Source organism: Streptomyces sp. NPDC052040, from assembly GCF_044548405.1.
Taxonomy (GTDB): Bacteria; Actinomycetota; Actinomycetes; order Streptomycetales; family Streptomycetaceae; genus Streptomyces.
Window position 1 is genome coordinate 125110 of sequence record NZ_JBIUBV010000001.1, and the last position, 17344, is coordinate 142453.

The 17344-nt window shown below is 72.6% G+C and carries 11 protein-coding genes and 1 riboswitch; of the genes, 9 read left to right on the forward strand and 2 right to left on the reverse strand.

The genetic code is table 11. The annotated features are described in order from the left end of the window. On the reverse strand, positions 1–2457 hold the full coding sequence (locus ACIHAA_RS00545) for a DNA topoisomerase (ATP-hydrolyzing) subunit A (RefSeq protein ID WP_399811061.1): 2457 nt from the start codon (positions 2455–2457) through the stop codon (positions 1–3). A gap of 286 nt (positions 2458–2743) precedes the next feature. On the opposite strand from ACIHAA_RS00545, the gene ACIHAA_RS00550 reads away from it, so the two are divergent. The 4 genes from ACIHAA_RS00550 (at position 2744) to ACIHAA_RS00565 (ending at position 7523) form a co-directional block, all read left to right on the forward strand. Further along, on the forward strand, positions 2744–4120 hold the full coding sequence (locus ACIHAA_RS00550; protein WP_399811063.1) for a M16 family metallopeptidase: 1377 nt from the start codon (positions 2744–2746) through the stop codon (positions 4118–4120). Then, entirely contained in the window at positions 4117–5505 is a 1389-nt protein-coding gene (locus ACIHAA_RS00555; RefSeq protein WP_399811065.1) for a M16 family metallopeptidase, read from the forward strand. Before ACIHAA_RS00550 ends, ACIHAA_RS00555 begins: the two co-directional genes overlap by 4 nt. 224 nt (positions 5506–5729) lie before the next feature. After that, positions 5730–5880: riboswitch (cyclic di-AMP (ydaO/yuaA leader) on the forward strand. A 12-nt stretch (positions 5881–5892) separates the two neighbouring features. Further along, the gene (locus ACIHAA_RS00560; protein WP_399811068.1) at positions 5893–6633 is read left to right on the forward strand and encodes a M23 family metallopeptidase; all 741 of its coding nucleotides are present in this window, start codon (positions 5893–5895) and stop codon (positions 6631–6633) included. A 200-nt stretch (positions 6634–6833) separates the two neighbouring features. Next, positions 6834–7523: a GntR family transcriptional regulator gene (locus tag ACIHAA_RS00565; protein WP_399811071.1), complete on the forward strand. Its 690-nt coding sequence runs from the start codon at positions 6834–6836 to the stop codon at positions 7521–7523. Positions 7524–7725: 202 nt separating this feature from the next. On the opposite strand, the gene ACIHAA_RS00570 is transcribed toward ACIHAA_RS00565, so the two are convergent. After that, the gene (locus ACIHAA_RS00570) at positions 7726–8007 is read right to left on the reverse strand and encodes an HPr family phosphocarrier protein (RefSeq protein WP_399811073.1); all 282 of its coding nucleotides are present in this window, start codon (positions 8005–8007) and stop codon (positions 7726–7728) included. Positions 8008–8181: 174 nt separating this feature from the next. Between ACIHAA_RS00570 and ACIHAA_RS00575 the strand changes: the two genes are divergently transcribed. The 5 genes from ACIHAA_RS00575 to ACIHAA_RS00595 all read left to right on the forward strand — a co-directional run bounded on the left by ACIHAA_RS00575 (position 8182) and on the right by ACIHAA_RS00595 (position 17343). After that, positions 8182–11094, forward strand: coding sequence for a GNAT family N-acetyltransferase (locus ACIHAA_RS00575; protein WP_399811076.1), 2913 nt, complete (start codon positions 8182–8184; stop codon positions 11092–11094). Positions 11095–11145: 51 nt separating this feature from the next. Further along, a complete protein-coding gene (locus ACIHAA_RS00580) occupies positions 11146–11733 on the forward strand; it encodes a DUF5998 family protein (protein WP_399811079.1) in 588 nt (195 codons plus the stop codon). Continuing rightward, positions 11733–12923: an alkaline phosphatase family protein gene (locus ACIHAA_RS00585; RefSeq protein WP_399811082.1), complete on the forward strand. Its 1191-nt coding sequence runs from the start codon at positions 11733–11735 to the stop codon at positions 12921–12923. Before ACIHAA_RS00580 ends, ACIHAA_RS00585 begins: the two co-directional genes overlap by 1 nt. A 71-nt stretch (positions 12924–12994) precedes the next feature. Next, positions 12995–13645, forward strand: coding sequence for a thymidine kinase (locus tag ACIHAA_RS00590; protein WP_399811085.1), 651 nt, complete (start codon positions 12995–12997; stop codon positions 13643–13645). A gap of 404 nt (positions 13646–14049) precedes the next feature. Next, entirely contained in the window at positions 14050–17343 is a 3294-nt protein-coding gene (locus tag ACIHAA_RS00595) for an amino acid adenylation domain-containing protein (protein WP_399811088.1), read from the forward strand. Position 17344: the final 1 nt, after the last annotated feature.

The following is a 17344-nucleotide window of genomic DNA, read 5'->3' on the forward strand; positions in this document are numbered from 1 at the left end:
CTACAGCGGCCCCGCCACCGCTCCGACCGTCTTGGCCAGCGACACGCCCGAGCCGTCCCGCCGCGGGTCGATCTCGGGCAGCTCGGCCGGTGTGCCGTTCTTCTGCGCGGCCCGGGCGGGCACCGGACCCGCCCACGCCAGTGACAGGCAGTCCTCGCCCTTGAGGAACCGCTGGCAGCGGACACCGCCCGTGGCCCGGCCCTTGCGCGGGAACTGGTCGAAGGGGGTCAGCTTGGCGGTCGTCTGCACCGAGTCGTCGAGCGTGCCGCGGGAGCCCGCGACGGTGAACACCACCGCGTCGACCGCCGGATCCACCGCCGTGAAGGAGATCACCTTCGCGCCCTCCGTCAGCTTGACCCCGGCCATGCCGCCCGCCGGGCGGCCCTGCGGACGCACCTGGGACGCGGGATAGCGCAGCAACTGGGCGTCGTCCGTGATGAAGACGAGGTCCTCCTCGCCGGTGCGCAGCTCGACCGCGCCGACGATCCGGTCGCCGTCCTTGAGGGTGATGACCTCCAGCTCCTCCCGGTTCGCCGGATAGTCGGGCACGACCCGCTTGACGACGCCCTGGGCCGTCCCCAGGGCGAGGCCGGGCGAGGACTCGTCCAGGGTGGCCAGGCAGACCACCCTCTCGTCCGCCTCCAGGGAGACGAACTCCGACACCGGCGCGCCCCCGGACAGGCTCGGCCGCGCCGCGGTCTCCGGCAGCTGCGGCAGATCGATCACATTCAGCCGCAGCAGCCGCCCGGCGGACGTCACCGCGCCCACCTCGCCGCGCGCCGTCGCCGTGATCGCGGAGACGATCACATCGTGCTTGGCGCGCCTGCCCTCGGTGTCCTCCTCGAACGGGTCGCCGTTCGCCGTCCGCGCCAGCAGGCCCGTCGACGACAGCAGCACCCGGCACGGGGCGTCCTCGACCTGGAGCGGGGCCGCGAGGGCCGGGGCACCGGTGGCCTCCAGCAGCACCGTGCGTCGCTCGGTGCCGAACTTCTTCGCCACCATGGCCAGTTCGGCCGAGACCAGCTTGCGCAGCTCCGCGTCCGACTCCAGGATCCGGGTCAGCTCCGCGATCTCGGCGTTGAGCCGCTCCTTCTCCGCCTCCAGTTCGATCCGGTCGAACTTGGTCAGACGGCGCAGCGGGGTGTCGAGGATGTACTGCGTCTGGATCTCGCTCAGCGAGAACCGCTCCATCAGGCGCTCCTTGGCCTGCGCGGAGTTCTCGCTGGAGCGGATGAGACGGATGACCTCGTCGATGTCCACCAGGGCTGTGAGCAGGCCCTCCACCAGGTGGAGGCGGTCGCGCCGCTTTCCGCGGCGGAACTCCGAGCGGCGGCGCACCACGGTGAAGCGGTGGTCGAGATAGACCTCAAGGAGCTCCTTGAGGCCCAGGGTGAGGGGCTGTCCGTCGACCAGCGCCACATTGTTGATGCCGAAGGACTCCTCCATCGGCGTCAGCTTGTAGAGCTGCTCCAGGACCGCTTCCGGGACGAAGCCGTTCTTGATCTCGATGACCAGGCGCAGGCCGTGCGCGCGGTCGGTGAGGTCCTTGACGTCGGCGATGCCCTGGAGCTTCTTCGAGCCCACCAGGTCCTTGATCTTGGCGATCACCTTCTCCGGGCCGACCGTGAAGGGCAGCTCCGTGACGACGAGGCCCTTGCGGCGCGCCGTCACGTCCTCCACCGCCACCGTGGCCCGGATCCGGAAGGTGCCGCGGCCCGTCTCGTAGGCGTCCCGGATGCCCGAGAGACCCACGATCCGTCCGCCGGTCGGCAGGTCCGGCCCCGGCACGTACTTCATCAGGGCGTCCAGGTCCGCGCCGGGATGGCGGATCAGATGCCGGGCGGCCGCGACGACCTCGCCGAGGTTGTGCGGCGGCATGTTGGTGGCCATGCCGACGGCGATGCCGGAGGCGCCGTTCACCAGGAGGTTCGGGAAGGCGGCGGGCAGCGCCACCGGCTCCTGCTCCTGGCCGTCGTAGTTGGGCGTGAAGTCGACCGTGTCCTCGTCGATGGACTCGGTCATCAGGCTGGTCGCCTCGGCCATCCGGCATTCGGTGTACCGCATGGCGGCCGGCGGGTCGTCGTTGCCCAGGGAACCGAAGTTGCCGTGGCCGTCGACCAGGGGGACGCGCATGGAGAAGGGCTGGGCCATGCGCACCAGGGCGTCGTAGATCGACGCGTCGCCGTGCGGGTGCAGCTTGCCCATCACCTCGCCGACGACTCGGGCGCACTTCACATAGCCGCGTTCGGGGCGCAGGCCCATCTCGTTCATCTGGTAGACGATCCGCCGGTGCACCGGCTTGAGGCCGTCGCGGGCGTCCGGCAGGGCCCGGGAGTAGATGACCGAGTACGCGTACTCGAGGAAGGAGCCCTGCATCTCGTCGACGACGTCGATGTCGAGGATCTTCTCCTCGTACGAATCGTCGGGCGGCGGGGTCTTCGTGCTGCGGCGGGCCATTGCTGCCGGCTCCTTCACAGTCTGTGCTGGGCATGAACGGAATCTGACGCCGACCATTGTGGACCGCCGCACCGACAACGCGGACCAGGACCCGTCCCCCTGGCGTCCCGCCACCGCTTCCGGGCCGTCAACACCGTGGTGTGTCCTCCACCCCCCGTAATCGCGGTCTCGCTCTCGGCGTACGCAGCCCGGGAACTTCGCCACCGGTCCGCACGCTTGCATACAGTGACAGGACCGGTTGGAAACCGCGGGTTTCCGCGACAGCTCCGCGATCGAAGGGACGTACATGCCCATGGGTCACACGGCCACAGCCGAGGCAGGCTCCGGGGGCCTGACAGCGACCGAGCACCGCCTCGCCAACGGCTTGCGCGTGGTGCTCTCCGAGGACCACCTGACCCCGGTCGCGGCGGTGTGCCTCTGGTACGACGTCGGCTCCCGGCACGAGGTCCGGGGCCGCACCGGCCTCGCCCACCTCTTCGAACATCTGATGTTCCAGGGCTCGGGACAGGTGACGGGCAACGGCCACTTCGAACTGGTGCAGGGTGCGGGCGGCTCGCTCAACGGCACCACCAGCTTCGAACGCACCAACTACTTCGAGACCATGCCCGCCCATCAGCTGGAGCTCGCCCTCTGGCTGGAGGCCGACCGCATGGGCTCCCTGCTCACCGCCCTCGACGACGAGTCGATGGAGAACCAGCGGGACGTCGTGAAGAACGAGCGCCGCCAGCGCTACGACAATGTGCCCTACGGCACGGCCTTCGAGCGGCTGACCGCGCTCAGCTACCCGGAGGGCCACCCCTACCACCACACGCCCATCGGCTCCATGGCCGACCTGGACGCGGCCACCCTGGAGGACGCCCGCGCGTTCTTCCGCACCTACTACGCGCCCAACAACGCCGTGCTGTCCGTCGTCGGTGACATCGACCCGCAGCAGACCCTCGCCTGGGTCGAGAAGTACTTCGGCTCCATCCCGGCCCACGACGGCAAGCCCGCGCCGCGCGACGGATCGCTGCCCGACATCATCGGCGAGCAGCTGCGCGAGGTCGTCGAGGAAGAGGTCCCGGCGCGCGCCCTGATGGCCGCCTACCGGCTGCCGCACGACGGCACCCGCGCCTGCGACGCCGCCGACCTGGCCCTCACCATCCTCGGCGGCGGCGAGTCCTCCCGGCTCTACAACCGGCTCGTGCGGCGCGACCGCACCGCCGTGGCCGCCGGGTTCGGCCTTCTGAGGCTCGCCGGAGCGCCCTCCCTGGGCTGGCTGGACGTGAAGACCTCCGGGGACGTCGAGGTGCCCGTCATCGAGTCCGCCATCGACGAGGAGCTGGCCCGCTTCGCCGAGGAGGGTCCCACCGCCGGGGAGATGGAGCGCGCCCAGGCCCAGTTGGAGCGCGAATGGCTGGACCGGCTGGGCACGGTCTCCGGCCGCGCCGACGAACTGTGCCGGTACGCCGTGCTGTTCGGCGACCCCCAGCTCGCCCTGACCGCCGTGGGCCGGGTGCTGGAGGTCACCCCGGAGGAGGTGCGGGAGATCGCCAAGGCCCGTCTGCGCCCCGACAACCGCGCGGTGCTCGTCTACGAGCCGGTCGCGGCCGACGCGGGCACCCCGGAAGCCGGGACCGCCACCGCCGAAGACACCAGCGACGACGAGGAGTCGGCGAAGTGACCGAGCTCGCGACCATGGACTTCCACCCGCAGCCCCAGCCCGGCGAGGCCCGCCCCTGGGCCTTCCCCGCCCCCGAGCGCGGCGCCCTGGACAACGGGCTGACCCTGCTCCGCTGCCACCGCCCCGGCCAGCAGGTCGTCGCCGTCGAGGTGCTCCTCGACGCCCCCCTGGACGCCGAGCCGGCCGGCCTCGACGGTGTCGCCACGATCATGGCGAGGGCCTTCACCGAGGGCACCGACCGGCACTCCGCCGAGGAGTTCGCGGCCGAGCTGGAGCGCTGCGGCGCGACCCTCGACGCGCACGCCGACCACTCCGGTGTGCGGATCTCCCTCGAAGTGCCCGTCTCCCGCCTCACCAAGGCGCTCGGGCTGCTTGCGGACGCCCTGAGGGCACCGGCGTTCGACGAGAGCGAGATCGAGCGCCTGGTGCGCAACCGCCTCGACGAGATCCCGCACGAGATGGCCAACCCGGGCCGCCGCGCCGCCAAGGAGCTGTCCAGGGAGCTGTTCCCGTCGTCCGCGCGGATGTCCCGCCCGCGCCAGGGCACCGAGGAGACGGTCGCGGCCATCGACGCCGCGGCCGTCCGTGCCTTCTACGACCGGCATGTGCGGCCCTCGACGGCCACCGCCGTCGTGGTGGGCGACCTCACCGGAGTCGACCTCGACGCGCTCCTCGGCGACACGCTCGGCGCCTGGACGGGGGAGGCCGCCAAGCCGCGGCCCGTGCCCCCGGTGACCGCCGACGACACCGGCCGCGTGATCATCGTGGACCGGCCGGGAGCCGTGCAGACGCAGCTGCTGATCGGCCGGGTCGGCGCGGACCGCCACGACCGGGTCTGGCCCGCCCAGGTGCTCGGCACCTACTGCCTGGGCGGCACCCTCACCTCCCGCCTGGACCGGGTGCTGCGCGAGGAGAAGGGATACACCTACGGCGTACGGGCGTTCGGCCAGGTGCTGCTGTCCGCGCCCGACGGCACCGGCGCCGCGATGCTGGCCATCAGCGGCTCCGTCGACACGCCGAACACCGGCCCGGCGCTCGACGACCTCTGGAAGGTGCTGCGCACCCTCGCCGCGGAGGGGCTGACGGACGCCGAGCGCGATGTCGCCGTGCAGAACCTGGTGGGTGTGGCGCCGCTCAAGTTCGAGACCGCGGCGGCCGTCGCGAGCAGCCTCGCCGACCAGGTCGACCAGCATCTGCCGGACGACTACCAGGCGACGCTGTATCAGAGGCTCGCCGACACGGGCACGGTGGAGGCCACGGCCGCCGTGGTGAACGCCTTCCCGGTGGACCGCCTGGTGACCGTCCTGGTGGGCGACGCCGCGCAGATCGAGGAGCCGGTCTCGGCCCTCGGCATCGGTGAAGTGCGCGTGGTCCGGGCCGAGTAGCGGCCCCTCGGACGCGCCCGCGGTGGCACGGCTGAGAACGGCCCCGGTGACCTCCCCGGTCACCGGGGCCCTCCCGCCCGGTGTTTTGTCCGGATTGCCATAGAGGCCGCCTCTCTGGCCTGTGGGATGCGCTACAAACCTCCTGATCGTTTTGGTGGCGGAAAGGGAGTCCTTCTAGCGTCTTGTGGGCTGTCCGTCCGGCAGTGCGCCGCGCCCGCGGCACCGGACAGTCATCGCCGAGTCCCCGTACGGCGCGAGCCAGGGGAGCCGGGGACCCGCCCAAGCAGTCCCTGGGGTGAATCGGGCAGCAGCCCGTAGGAGACCTTCCTGCTCCGAACCCGTCAGCTAACCCGGTAGGCGAGAGGGAAGGAAAGGACCAGCCACTTCATGGCGTTCATCTGCGCCACCGGGAAGCACCGTCGTCCGGGCCGCATGCGGCGCACCACCGCCAACGCCGTGGGGGCCGCGGCGCTCACCACCACCGGCGCCCTCGGCGTCCTGGCCGCCCCCGCCCACGCCGCCGGGCCCGCCGCCGAGGAGACCGGACTCGTCCAGGCCGTCACCCTCGGCGACTCGGTCGCGGCGAAGATCGACGCCCAGGCCGCCGCCCAGAAGCAGGCCGCCGAGCAGAAGGAGGCCGCGCGCCGGGCTGCCGAGAAGGCCCGCGCGGAGCGCGCGGCCAAGGAGCGCGCCGCCCGCGAGGCCGAGCGCAAGCGCCTGAACGCGTTCGTGGTGCCGGTCGCCCACTCCTATGTCTCCACCGGCTACAAGACCGGCGGTTCCCTGTGGTCCTCCGGCGCCCACACCGGCATCGACTTCCACGCCGCGAGCGGCACGTCCGTCCACGCGGTCGGCGCGGGCACCGTCGTCGAGACCGGCTGGGGCGGTGCATACGGCAACCAGATCGTCATCCGGATGCACGACGGCACCTACACCCAGTACGCCCATCTGTCGTCCATCGGCGTCAGCGTCGGTGAGACCGTCACCCCTGGCCGGCAGATCGGCCTCTCCGGGGCCACCGGCAACACCACCGGCCCGCACCTCCACTTCGAGGCGCGCACCGGCCAGGAGTACGGCTCCGACATCGACCCGGTCGCCTACCTCAGGTCGCACGGCGTGAACGTCTGACCGACCGGCCGCCGCGCGGCGCACCCGGCCCCCGACGGCCCCGGCCCCTGTGCCGGGGCCGTCGTCGTTTCGAACTGCTGTCTGTCCAAAAAATATCCATGGATTCCGGCCCGGCGTCGGAAATTCCGGCCCGCTGCAATAGGGTCGACGGGGCACATGTCGTCGACGGCGTTTCACGGGTATTAAGGCGGTGGTCGGTCATGCGTATTCCGGCGCACTCGGTGTGCACGGCGATCCGTGACGACATCGTCGCGGGCGTCCACGAGCGCGGCAGCCGGCTCACCGAGGAACTGCTCGCCCGCCGCTACGGCGTCTCCCGCGTCCCCGTCCGCGAGGCCCTGCGCACCCTGGAGGCCCAGGGCTTCGTCGTCACCCGCAGGCATGCGGGCGCCTGTGTCGCGGAGCCCACCGAGCAGGAGGCCGCCGACCTGCTGGAGATGCGGCTGCTGCTGGAGCCGCTGGGGGCCGCGCGGGCCGCCCAGCGCCGCACCGACGCCCACCTCAAGGTGCTGCGCGGCCTGGTCAGACTGGGCCAGGAGCGCGCCCGCCAGGGCCCCAGCGAGGATCTGCGCTCACTCGGCGGCTGGTTCCACGAGACCCTCGCCCAGTCCTGCGGCAGCCCCTCGCTGTCCTCGACGCTCGCCCAGCTGCGGCACAAGATCGCCTGGATGTACGCGGTGGAGGTGCCCGCCAGCCCCGTGGAGTCCTGGGCCGAGCACGGCGGCATCGTGGACGCCGTGGCACGCGGCGACAGCGCACGGGCGCGCGCCGTCACGGCCCTGCACGCCGAGCGCGCCGCGGCCGCCCACCGGCTGCGCTTCGCGGGCGGCCGCGCGGGGCGCGTGCGGACTTCGCAACATGCCGTAAACATGTCGGGGTCCCGGAATTAACACGGGCACCGTATACAGAGACAGATATGTGCGGGAGCTTATTCGGGGCGCACTTGTCCTTGTGTGCCCCGCAAAGTCGGCACACGTGATTTACGCCCGCCGCGCTTAATTCCGGCGAAGTGCCCGGCGGCCCTTCCCGGAAGACGGGGAAAGCCGCGCCGCCCCGGGGGCGGCGCGGCTCTCCGGCCGTGGTCCCGGCGGATCAGACGGTCTCGGGGAGTTCCTCGAGACCCTCGCCGACCAGCTTGGCCAGGCGGTCCAGCGCGGCGTCCGCGCCCTCCGCGTCGGAGGCCAGGACGACCTCCTCGCCGCCCTGGGCGCCCAGGCCGAGCACGGCCAGCATGGACGCGGCGTTGACGGGGTTCCCGTCGGCCTTGGCGATGGTGACGGGGACCCCGGAAGCCGTGGCTGCCCGGACGAAGATGGAGGCGGGGCGGGCGTGGAGACCCTCGGCCCAGCCGACGTTGACGCGGCGCTCAGCCATGTGTTGCTGCCCTTCAGGTGTTCAGGGTTGTCTAGACCAGTTTTCCATATGATGAAGCGTCCCCGGACCGGACGGAACCCCCTCCCGGGGCCGGTCCGCATCCTGGACACTCCCCGCTGGGTTCCCCCAGCCTGCCTCGCACCGGGGCCCGACGCGAGCCGTACTCTGGGCCCCATGCACACCGCGTCGGACCGGCACGAGTACCCCGCCCACTGGGAGGCCGACGTGGTGCTGCGCGACGGCGGCACCGCGCGCATCCGGCCCATCACCGTCCACGACGCCGACCGCCTCGTCAGCTTCTACGAGCAGGTCTCCGACGAGTCGAAGTACTACCGCTTCTTCGCGCCCTACCCCCGGCTGTCCGCCCGGGACGTCCACCGTTTCACCCACCACGACTTCGTGGACCGGGTGGGCCTCGCGGCCACGGTCGGCGGCGAGTTCATCGCCACCGTGCGCTACGACCGCATCGGCGCCGACGGCATGCCCGCCTCCGCCCCCGCCGACGAGGCCGAGGTCGCCTTCCTGGTGCAGGACGCCCACCAGGGGCGCGGGGTCGCCTCCGCTCTGCTCGAACATGTCGCGGCGGTCGCCAGGGAGCGCGGCATCCGCCGGTTCGCCGCCGAGGTGCTGCCCGCCAACAGCAAGATGATCAAGGTCTTCACGGACGCCGGGTACCAGCAGAAGCGCAGCTTCGAGGACGGCGTCGTACGCCTGGAACTGGACCTGGAGCCCACCGACCGCTCCCTGGCCGTGCAGCAGGCGCGGGAGCAGCGGGCCGAGGCGCGCTCGGTGCAGCGGCTGCTCGCCCCCGGCTCGGTCGCCGTGATCGGCGCGGGCCGCACCCCCGGCGGAGTGGGCCGCAGCATCCTCGCCAACCTCAGGGACGGCGGCTACACCGGCCGCCTCTACGCGGTGAACAGCGCCTTCGAGAAGGACCGCGAGGAACTCGACGGAGTGCCCGCCCACCGCTCCGTCCGTGAGATCCCCGAGCCGGTGGACCTCGCGGTCGTCGCCGTCCCCGCGGAACACGTCCCCGAGGCCGTCGACGAGTGCGGCGAGCACGGGGTCCAGGGGCTCGTGGTGATCTCCGCCGGATACGCCGAGAGCGGACCGGGCGGCCGGGAGCGGCAGCGGGAGCTGGTCCGGCAGGCCCGGTCGTACGGGATGCGGATCATCGGGCCCAACGCCTTCGGGATCATCAACACCTCACCGGACGTCCGCCTGAACGCCTCCCTCGCGCCCGAGATGCCGCGCGCCGGCCGGATAGGACTGTTCTCCCAGTCCGGCGCCGTCGGCATCGCCCTGCTCTCCCGGCTGCACCGGCGCGGCGGGGGCGTCACCGGCGTCACCGGCGTGTCGACCTTCGTCTCCTCCGGCAACCGGGCGGACGTCTCGGGCAACGACGTCCTCCAGTACTGGTACGAGGACCCGGACACCGACGTCGCCCTGATGTACCTGGAGACCATCGGCAGCCCCCGCAAGTTCAACCGGCTCGCCCGGCGCACCGCGGCCGCCAAGCCCCTGGTCGTGGTGCAGGGCGCCCGGCACGGCGGCGCCCCCCAGGGCCACGCCGTGCGGGCCACACGGCTGCCGCACGGCACGGTCTCCGCGCTGCTGCGCCAGGCCGGGGTGATCCGGGTGGACACCATCACGGAACTGGTGGACGCCGGGCTGCTGCTGGCCCGCCAGCCGCTGCCCGCCGGTCCCCGGGTGGCGATCCTCGGCAACTCCGAGTCGCTCGGCCTGCTGACCTACGACGCCTGTCTGACCGAGGGGCTGCGGCCGCTGCCGCCCCTCGACCTGACCACGGCGGCCTCGGCCGAGGACTTCCACCGGGCGCTGACCGCGGCCCTGGCCGACGACGCCTGCGACACCGTCGTGGTGACGGCCATCCCGACGCTGGGGGAGACCTCGGCCGGGGACGCCGCCCTCGCGGGAGCCCTCCGCTCGGCCGCCGCTGCCGCCCCCTCCAAGCCGGTGCTGGTGGTCCATGTCGAGCTGGGCGGCCTCGCCGAGGCGCTGTCCGCCGCGGCCAGCACCGCGCCCGCGGCCGTCCCCCCGCCCGTGCCCGGCACCGCGCCCGCGGCCGTCCCCCCGCCCGTGCCCGGCACCGCGCCCGCGGCCGTCCCCCCGCCCGTGCCCGGCACGCCGCCCGTGGCCCAGCGCACCGGCACCCCGCGCCCGGCGGACACCCCGCCCGCCGCGGTACGGCCCCCGGCGGACGCCCGGCTGATCCCCGCCTACCCCGCCGCCGAACGCGCCGTCCGGGCCCTCGCCGAAGCGGTCAGGTACGCGCAGTGGCGGCGGGAGGCCGCCGAGCCCGGCAAGGTGCCCGAGTACGACGACATCGACGAGAAGGGCGCCGCCGCGCTGATCGGGCGGCTGCTCGCGCGCGGCCAGGGCCTCACCCTCGGCACCGCGGAGACCTGCGACCTGCTCGCCTGCTACGGCGTCCAGGTCCGCCGTGCGCTGCCCGCGCCGACCGCCGGGGCCGCCGTCATGGCCGCCCGGGCGATCGGCTACCCGGTCGCCCTCAAGGCCACCGCACCGCATCTGCGGCACCGCGCCGACCTGGGCGGAGTACGCCTCGACCTGGCCGACGAGGAGCAACTGCGCCGCGCCTACGCCGAATTGACCGAGCTGTTCGGACCGCCGGAGGAGCTGCGGCCGGTCGTGCAGGGCATGGCACCACGCGGCGTGGACACCCTCGTACGGGCCGTGATCGACCCGGCGGCGGGCCCCGTGCTGTCGTTCGGGCTCGCCGGGGCCGCCTCCCAGCTGCTGGACGACATGGCGCACCGCCTGATTCCGGTCACCGACCGCGATGCCGCCTCCCTGGTCCGGTCGATCCGGACTGCCCCGCTCCTGTTCGGCTGGCGCGGCTCCGCCCCCGTCGACACCCCCGCCCTGGAGGAGCTGATGCTGCGGGTGTCCCGGCTGGTCCACGACCACCCGGAGGTCGTCGCGGTCACCTTGGAGCCCGTCGTCGTGGCCCGCCGCGGTCTGAGCGTGCTCGGCGCCTCCGTCCGCCTGGCGACGCCCCCGGCCCGCGGCGACCTCGGCCCGCGGACCCTGCCCTCGTACTGAGCGGTGACGAGCGGTGCCTCGCAGTCAGTGCGCCCCCGTAGGATGGACGTCATGGCCAAGACCAGTACGACGACCCAGGGGCTGCGCGCGGCGATCGAGCGCAGCGGTTACTACCCGGCTCTCGTGGCCGAAGCGGTGGAAGCCGCGGTGGGCGGCGAGCCCATCCGGTCGTACCTGGTCCACCAGGAGACCACGTTCGACGCCAACGAGGTGCGCCGCCATGTGACCGTGCTGGTCCTCACCGGCACCCGCTTCATCGTCAGCCACACCGACGAGCAGGCCGCGGACGACACCTCCCCGACGCCGTACGCCACGACGTCCACGGAATCGGTGAAGCTCGGCCGGATCTCGTCGGTCGTCGTCAGCCGGGTCGTCGCCAACCCGGAGTCCTACACCCCGGGCACCCTGCCCCGCGAGGTCGTGCTGACCATCGGCTGGGGCGCCGTCTCCCGCATCGACCTGGAGCCCGCCGCCTGCGGCGACCCCAACTGCGAGGCGGACCACGGCTACACGGGCAACTCGACGGCGGACGACCTCAGCCTGCGCGTCAGCGAGGCCGGCGACGGACCGGAGACGGTGCGCCAGGCGCTCGCCTTCGCGCAGTCCCTCTCCGAGGCGACCGCGGATCCGAACCACTGATGGCGCTGCCCACCTGGGAGGAGCACCCGGAGCCGCTCGCCGCCGGGTCCGCGCCCCTGCCCGAGTACGGATCCGGGTCCCTCGCCGACCTGCTGCCCACCCTGGCCGCGGGCATGGGCGTGCCGGGCCAGACGCCCGCGGTGGCGGAGCTGGCCCCCGCCGACCGCAACTGCGTCTTCCTGGTCGACGGTCTCGGCTGGGAGCAGCTGAGGGCGCATCCGGACGAGGCGCCCTTCCTCACCTCGCTGCTCGCCTCCTCCCGCGGCGGCACCGGCCGCCCCCTCACCGCGGGCTACCCGGCGACCACCGCCACCTCGCTCGCCTCGGTCGGCACCGGTCTGCCGCCGGGCGCGCACGGCCTGCCCGGCTACACGGTCCGCGACCCGGACACCGGCCGGCTGATGAACCAGCTCCGCTGGCAGCCCTGGACCGATCCGCACGCCTGGCAGCCGTATCCGACGGTCTTCCAGCTCGCGGACGCGGCCGGGGTGCACACCGCCCAGGTGTCCTCCCCGACCTTCGAACACACCCCGCTCACCAAGGTCGCGCTCAGCGGCGGCACCTTCCACGGCCGTCTGACCGGTGAGGACCGCGTCGACCTGGCGGCCCGGGAACTGGCCGCGGGCGACCGCTCCCTGGTGTACACGTACTACGCCGAGCTGGACGGGGCCGGCCATCGCTACGGCGTCGACTCGGACACCTGGCGCGGCCAGCTGATGTACGTCGACCGGCTCGTCCAGCGCCTGGCGGAGCAGTTGCCGCAGCGCACCGCGCTGTATGTCACCGCCGACCACGGCATGATCGACATCCCGTTCGACGAAGAGCACCGCATCGACTTCGACGAGGACTGGGAGCTGCGCGCCGGAGTCGCCCTGCTGGGCGGCGAGGGCCGCGCCCGCCATGTCTACGCCGTGCCCGGCGCCGCGAACGATGTGCTGACCTGCTGGCGCGAGGTGCTTGGCGAGCAGTTCTGGATCGCCTCCCGGGACGAGGCGATCGAGGCCGGATGGTTCGGACCCCGGGTCGACGAGCGGGTGTACGCGCGTATCGGTGACGTGGTCGCCGCCGCCCACGACGACGTCCTGATCACCGCCTCCGAGCGCGAGCCGAACGAATCGTCGATGGTCGGCAACCATGGCTCGATGACGCCGGTGGAACAACTCGTCCCCCTGCTCGAAGTGCGCACCTGACCACGGCGCGCACGCCCCTCCCCACAACCCCGCCCCGCCCTCCGTACCGCCCCGAAAGGCCTCAACCCCCCATGCCCGAGCTGGTGTTCTTCTCCGGAACGATGGACTGCGGGAAGTCGACACTGGCTCTCCAGATCGAGCACAACCGCTCCGCGCGCGGCCTCCAGGGCATGATCTTCTCGCGCAACGACCGCGCGGGCCAGGGCAAGCTGTCCTCCCGGCTGGGACTGGTCACGGACGCGGTGGAGGTGGCCGACGGACAGGACCTCTACGCCTACCTCGTCGACCATCTCTCCCAGGGCGGCCGCGCCGACTATGTGATCGCGGACGAGGCCCAGTTCCTGGTGCCGGACCAGATCGACCAGCTGGCCCGCGTGGTCGACGACCTCGGCCTCGACGTCTACGCCTTCGGTATCACCACCGACTTCCGGACCAAGCTCTTCCCCGGCTCGCAGCGCCTGGTGGAACTGGCCGACCGGGTGGAGGTCCTCCAGGTGGAGGCCCTGTGCTGGTGCGGCGCCCGCGCCACCCACAACGCCCGTACGGTCGGCGGCGCGATGGTGGTCGAGGGCGCCCAGGTGGTCGTGGGCGACGTCAACCAGTCCGCGGACGAGATCGGCTACGAGGTGCTGTGCCGCCGCCACCACCGGCGCCGTATGACGGCGGCCACGGCCCGCGCGGCCGCCCTCTCCCCGGACGTGCTGCCGGTGCCGTCCACCTGACCTCCGGCCTTCACACATCGCGTGGACCTGGAGGGCCACGGCGAAGTCCTTGCGCGGCGGGGGAACGTCACCCCGGGCAGTCACCGCCCCCGGCATGCGCTCCTGGCGTGACACCAGATCCCTGCGTACGCCCCGGCGGCATCGTCGTGAGCCTCGGCCGCTGTGTGCTCCCTCTGACCGTCGGGCTGTGACCGGACGACGAGCTCGAAGCGGGCAGGAAGACCGTTCCTGAGGAACGGCGAAAACCTCTGTGTGCGCATCGCGACGGAGAGGTTCTGCGGCCGACTGCCAGGGTGCCGGTGACGCTACGTCAGTGGCATGTCAGTGAAGGCCGACAGCATGGGCACGAAGGCGATGCAGAACCACACATCCTTCCGTCCACTCCTCGCTAGGTTGGCGATCACGTGTCGAAGACTTTGGGCCGCCCGGTCGCGGCCGGGGCGACGGACGAGCGCGCTTCGGGGGACGCCGGGGCGATGGCCGTGCACATTCCACGGTGGACCGCGGACGAGGAGGGCGCGCGGACCGAGGTGACCGCCGAACTCGTCCTGCCCCCACAACTGGCGTCCCGGCTGCGCGCGGTGGCCGCCGACGGGTCGGCCCCGCTGGACGCCGTACTGCTGGCCGCACACCTCAGAGTGGTCGCTGCGCTGACGTCCGACCAGAATCCGGTCACCGGGTACGTGCCCGTCGGCGGCGATCCGGGCGCGCCGCGCTCGCTGAGCGTCACGGGTGTGATGCGCCACAGATGGCACGAACTCGTCGCGCAGGCCGTGGAAGGGACCGGGCGCCCACCCGCGCGGGGCACGGTCTCCGAGCCGCGCCACGAAGCCGTACTGGACCTGTCCGGAAGGGATCCGGCCCCGGAGGACACGCCCCCGCTCTGGGTGTGCATCACCGCGCACGAGGACTGTGTCACGGTGCGCGCCCGGTCCCGTTCGGACGTCATGACCGAGGAACATCTGATCCGGATCGTCGGCTACCACGGACGGGCCCTGGAGCTGCTGGCCGCCCATCCCGACGCACCGGCGGGGGAGCGGAGCCTGCTCGCCGAGGGCGAAAGGCACGCTCAGATCTACGGGCTGGCGGGCCCGGCAGAGCCCTGCGACGGAAGGCTCTTCGTCGAGCGGTTCGAGGACCAGGTCCGGTCGACACCCGACGCGGTCGCGGTGTCGCACGGAAACCGGTCCTGGACGTACGGCCACCTCGACGCGCAGGCCAACCGGATCGCCCACGCACTGCTGGCGGACGGGCTGTGCGACGAGGATGTGACGGCCGTCGTCATGGAACGCGGCCTGGAGTGGGCGGCGGCCACCATCGGCGTGCTCAAAGCGGGCGGCTGCTATCTGCCGGTGCAGCCGGACCTCCCGGCCGACCGGATCGCCGCCCAGCTCGACGAAGCGGGATGCCGGTTCGTCCTCGGGGCGGCTGAGGGGACACAGACCATGGCGGGTGACGGGGAAGCGCGCCGGACCGTGGACACCACCGCCGTGTGCGCCGCAACCGGAAGCCACGGCCCCGGGGCACCGGTCACCGGCAGCCCCGGCCGACCGCTCCAGCCCCGCCGCCTCGCCTACATCTACTTCACCTCCGGCTCCACCGGCACGCCGAAGGGTGTGATGTGCGAGCACGCGGGGCTGCTGAACCACCTGTTGATGAAAGTGGCGGACCTCGGACTCGGCCCCGGCGACGTGGTGGCGCAGACTGCGGCGCAGTCGCTGGACATCTCGCTGTGGCAGCTGATCGCCCCCCTGCTGACCGGCGGCAGCGCACGCATCGTGGACACCGACGTGCTGCTCGACATCGACCGCTTTGTCGCGGAGCTGACCGCGTCGCAGGTCTCCGTCGCCCAGTTCGTCCCGTCCTACTTCGACGCGCTGATCACGGCCCTGGAGCGGCACCCCCGAGGTCTCGGCGTACTGCGCGTCGTCTCGGTGACGGGGGAAGAGCTCAAACCGGCGCTGCTGGAGCGGTGGTTCGCCTGCCAGCCGGGTATCGGGGTGGTCAACGCGTACGGCGCGACCGAGGTCTCCGACGACACCATGCACGAGTTCCTCGACCGGGCGCCGGAGCACGGGCCGGTAACCCTCGGACGGATGCGCCGCAACGTGCACGGCTATGTGCTGGACGAGCAGGGGGGCCTGGTGCCGCTCGGCTCCACCGGGGAGATCTTCTTCTCGGGTGTCGCGGTCGGCCGTGGCTATGTCAACGACCCCGAGCGTACCCGCGCCACGTTCGGGCCCGATCCCTTCCGCCCGGGACAACGGATGTACCGGACAGGTGACTTCGGGCGCTGGCTGCCCGGTGGTCGGCTCCAGTTCCTCGGCCGCCGCGACCAGCAGGTCAGGATCCGCGGCTTCCGCGTCGAGACCGGCGAGATCGAGAACCGGCTCATGGCCCTGGACGAGGTGAAGGACGCGGTGGTCGTCGCCTCCGGTGAGGCCGGTCGGCACCGGGTTCTGGTGGCCTTCCTGGTCGGTGCCGTCCGCCGCGGCGCCGACAGCGTCCGAAGCGCCCTGGCCCACCACCTGCCCGACTACATGATCCCCACGTACTGCCACTGGCTCGACGCACTGCCGGTCAATGCCGTCGGCAAGGTGGACCGGAAGGCGCTCACCGAACTGGCCGGGACCCTCGGGCATGCCGACATGCCCAGCACGGCGCCCACCACACCCACCGAGCGGCGCCTTGCGATGGCCTGGGCGGAGGCGCTCGGCGTCCCACTGGAGAGCATCGGGCGAGCCGACAACTTCTTCGCGCTGGGTGGTACGTCGCTCGCCGCGACCTGGCTCGTGACGAAGCTGGACCGGCTCGTCTCGCTGTCCCAGATCATCGCCCTCCCCGTGCTGTCCGACCTCGCCGCCGCCGTCGACGAGGGCAGGGACGCGGAAGCGGCAGGCTCCGGCCTGCTCCTCCCGTTGACCGGTGCGCTCCCGGGCTGGACCGTGCCCGAAGGTCGCCTGGTCTGCTTCCCCGGTGCGGGCGGGAACGCCGTCAACTTCCTTGCCGTGGCGCGGGAACTCGCTCCTTGCGGCATCGAGGTGTACGGCGTCGAGCTGCCCGGACACGACTTCGCTCCCGGCGCACAGGATCTGGCGGAGGTCGCGGAGGTGGCGCGCCGGGTCGCGCAGGAACTGGCACGGCTGACTGCCGTACCGCTCGTGCTGTGGGGCCAGCGAGAGGGCGCGGCGCCCGCGCTCGCCCTGGCCCGGCTGCTGGAGGACGGCCCTTCGGCGCCTTCCCGGGTCCTCGTCGGCGGCATCGCCCCGGACTGGCCGGCGGGGGTGCGGGCGGGAATGGACCGGGCCCGTGCCCTGAGCGACCAGGAGGTCGCCGCCACGCTCCTGCGCGAGGGCGCGTACGTGGAGTTCGACGGGCTCAAGCCCGAGCGGGCCTGGCTGCTCGGGCCCGCCTACCGGCACGATGTACTCTCCGCCGGGTCCTTCCTGCTGGCCGCCCGGCAGCGCCCGGCGGACCACCGTGTCAAGGCGGGCATCGAACTCGTCATTGCCGACGACGGCCCGGACGGGACGGCTGGAGAGCCGGGCCACCTTCACTGGGACTGGCAGCTCTTCTCCGACGAGGTGACACAGCGCCGACTGCCGGGCCGGGGAGCGCACCTGCCGCGCAGACGGGCGGCCGACGTGAAAGACGCGGTGCTGGCCGCGCTGAACCGAACCGCCCCTTCGGCCCCGTGAG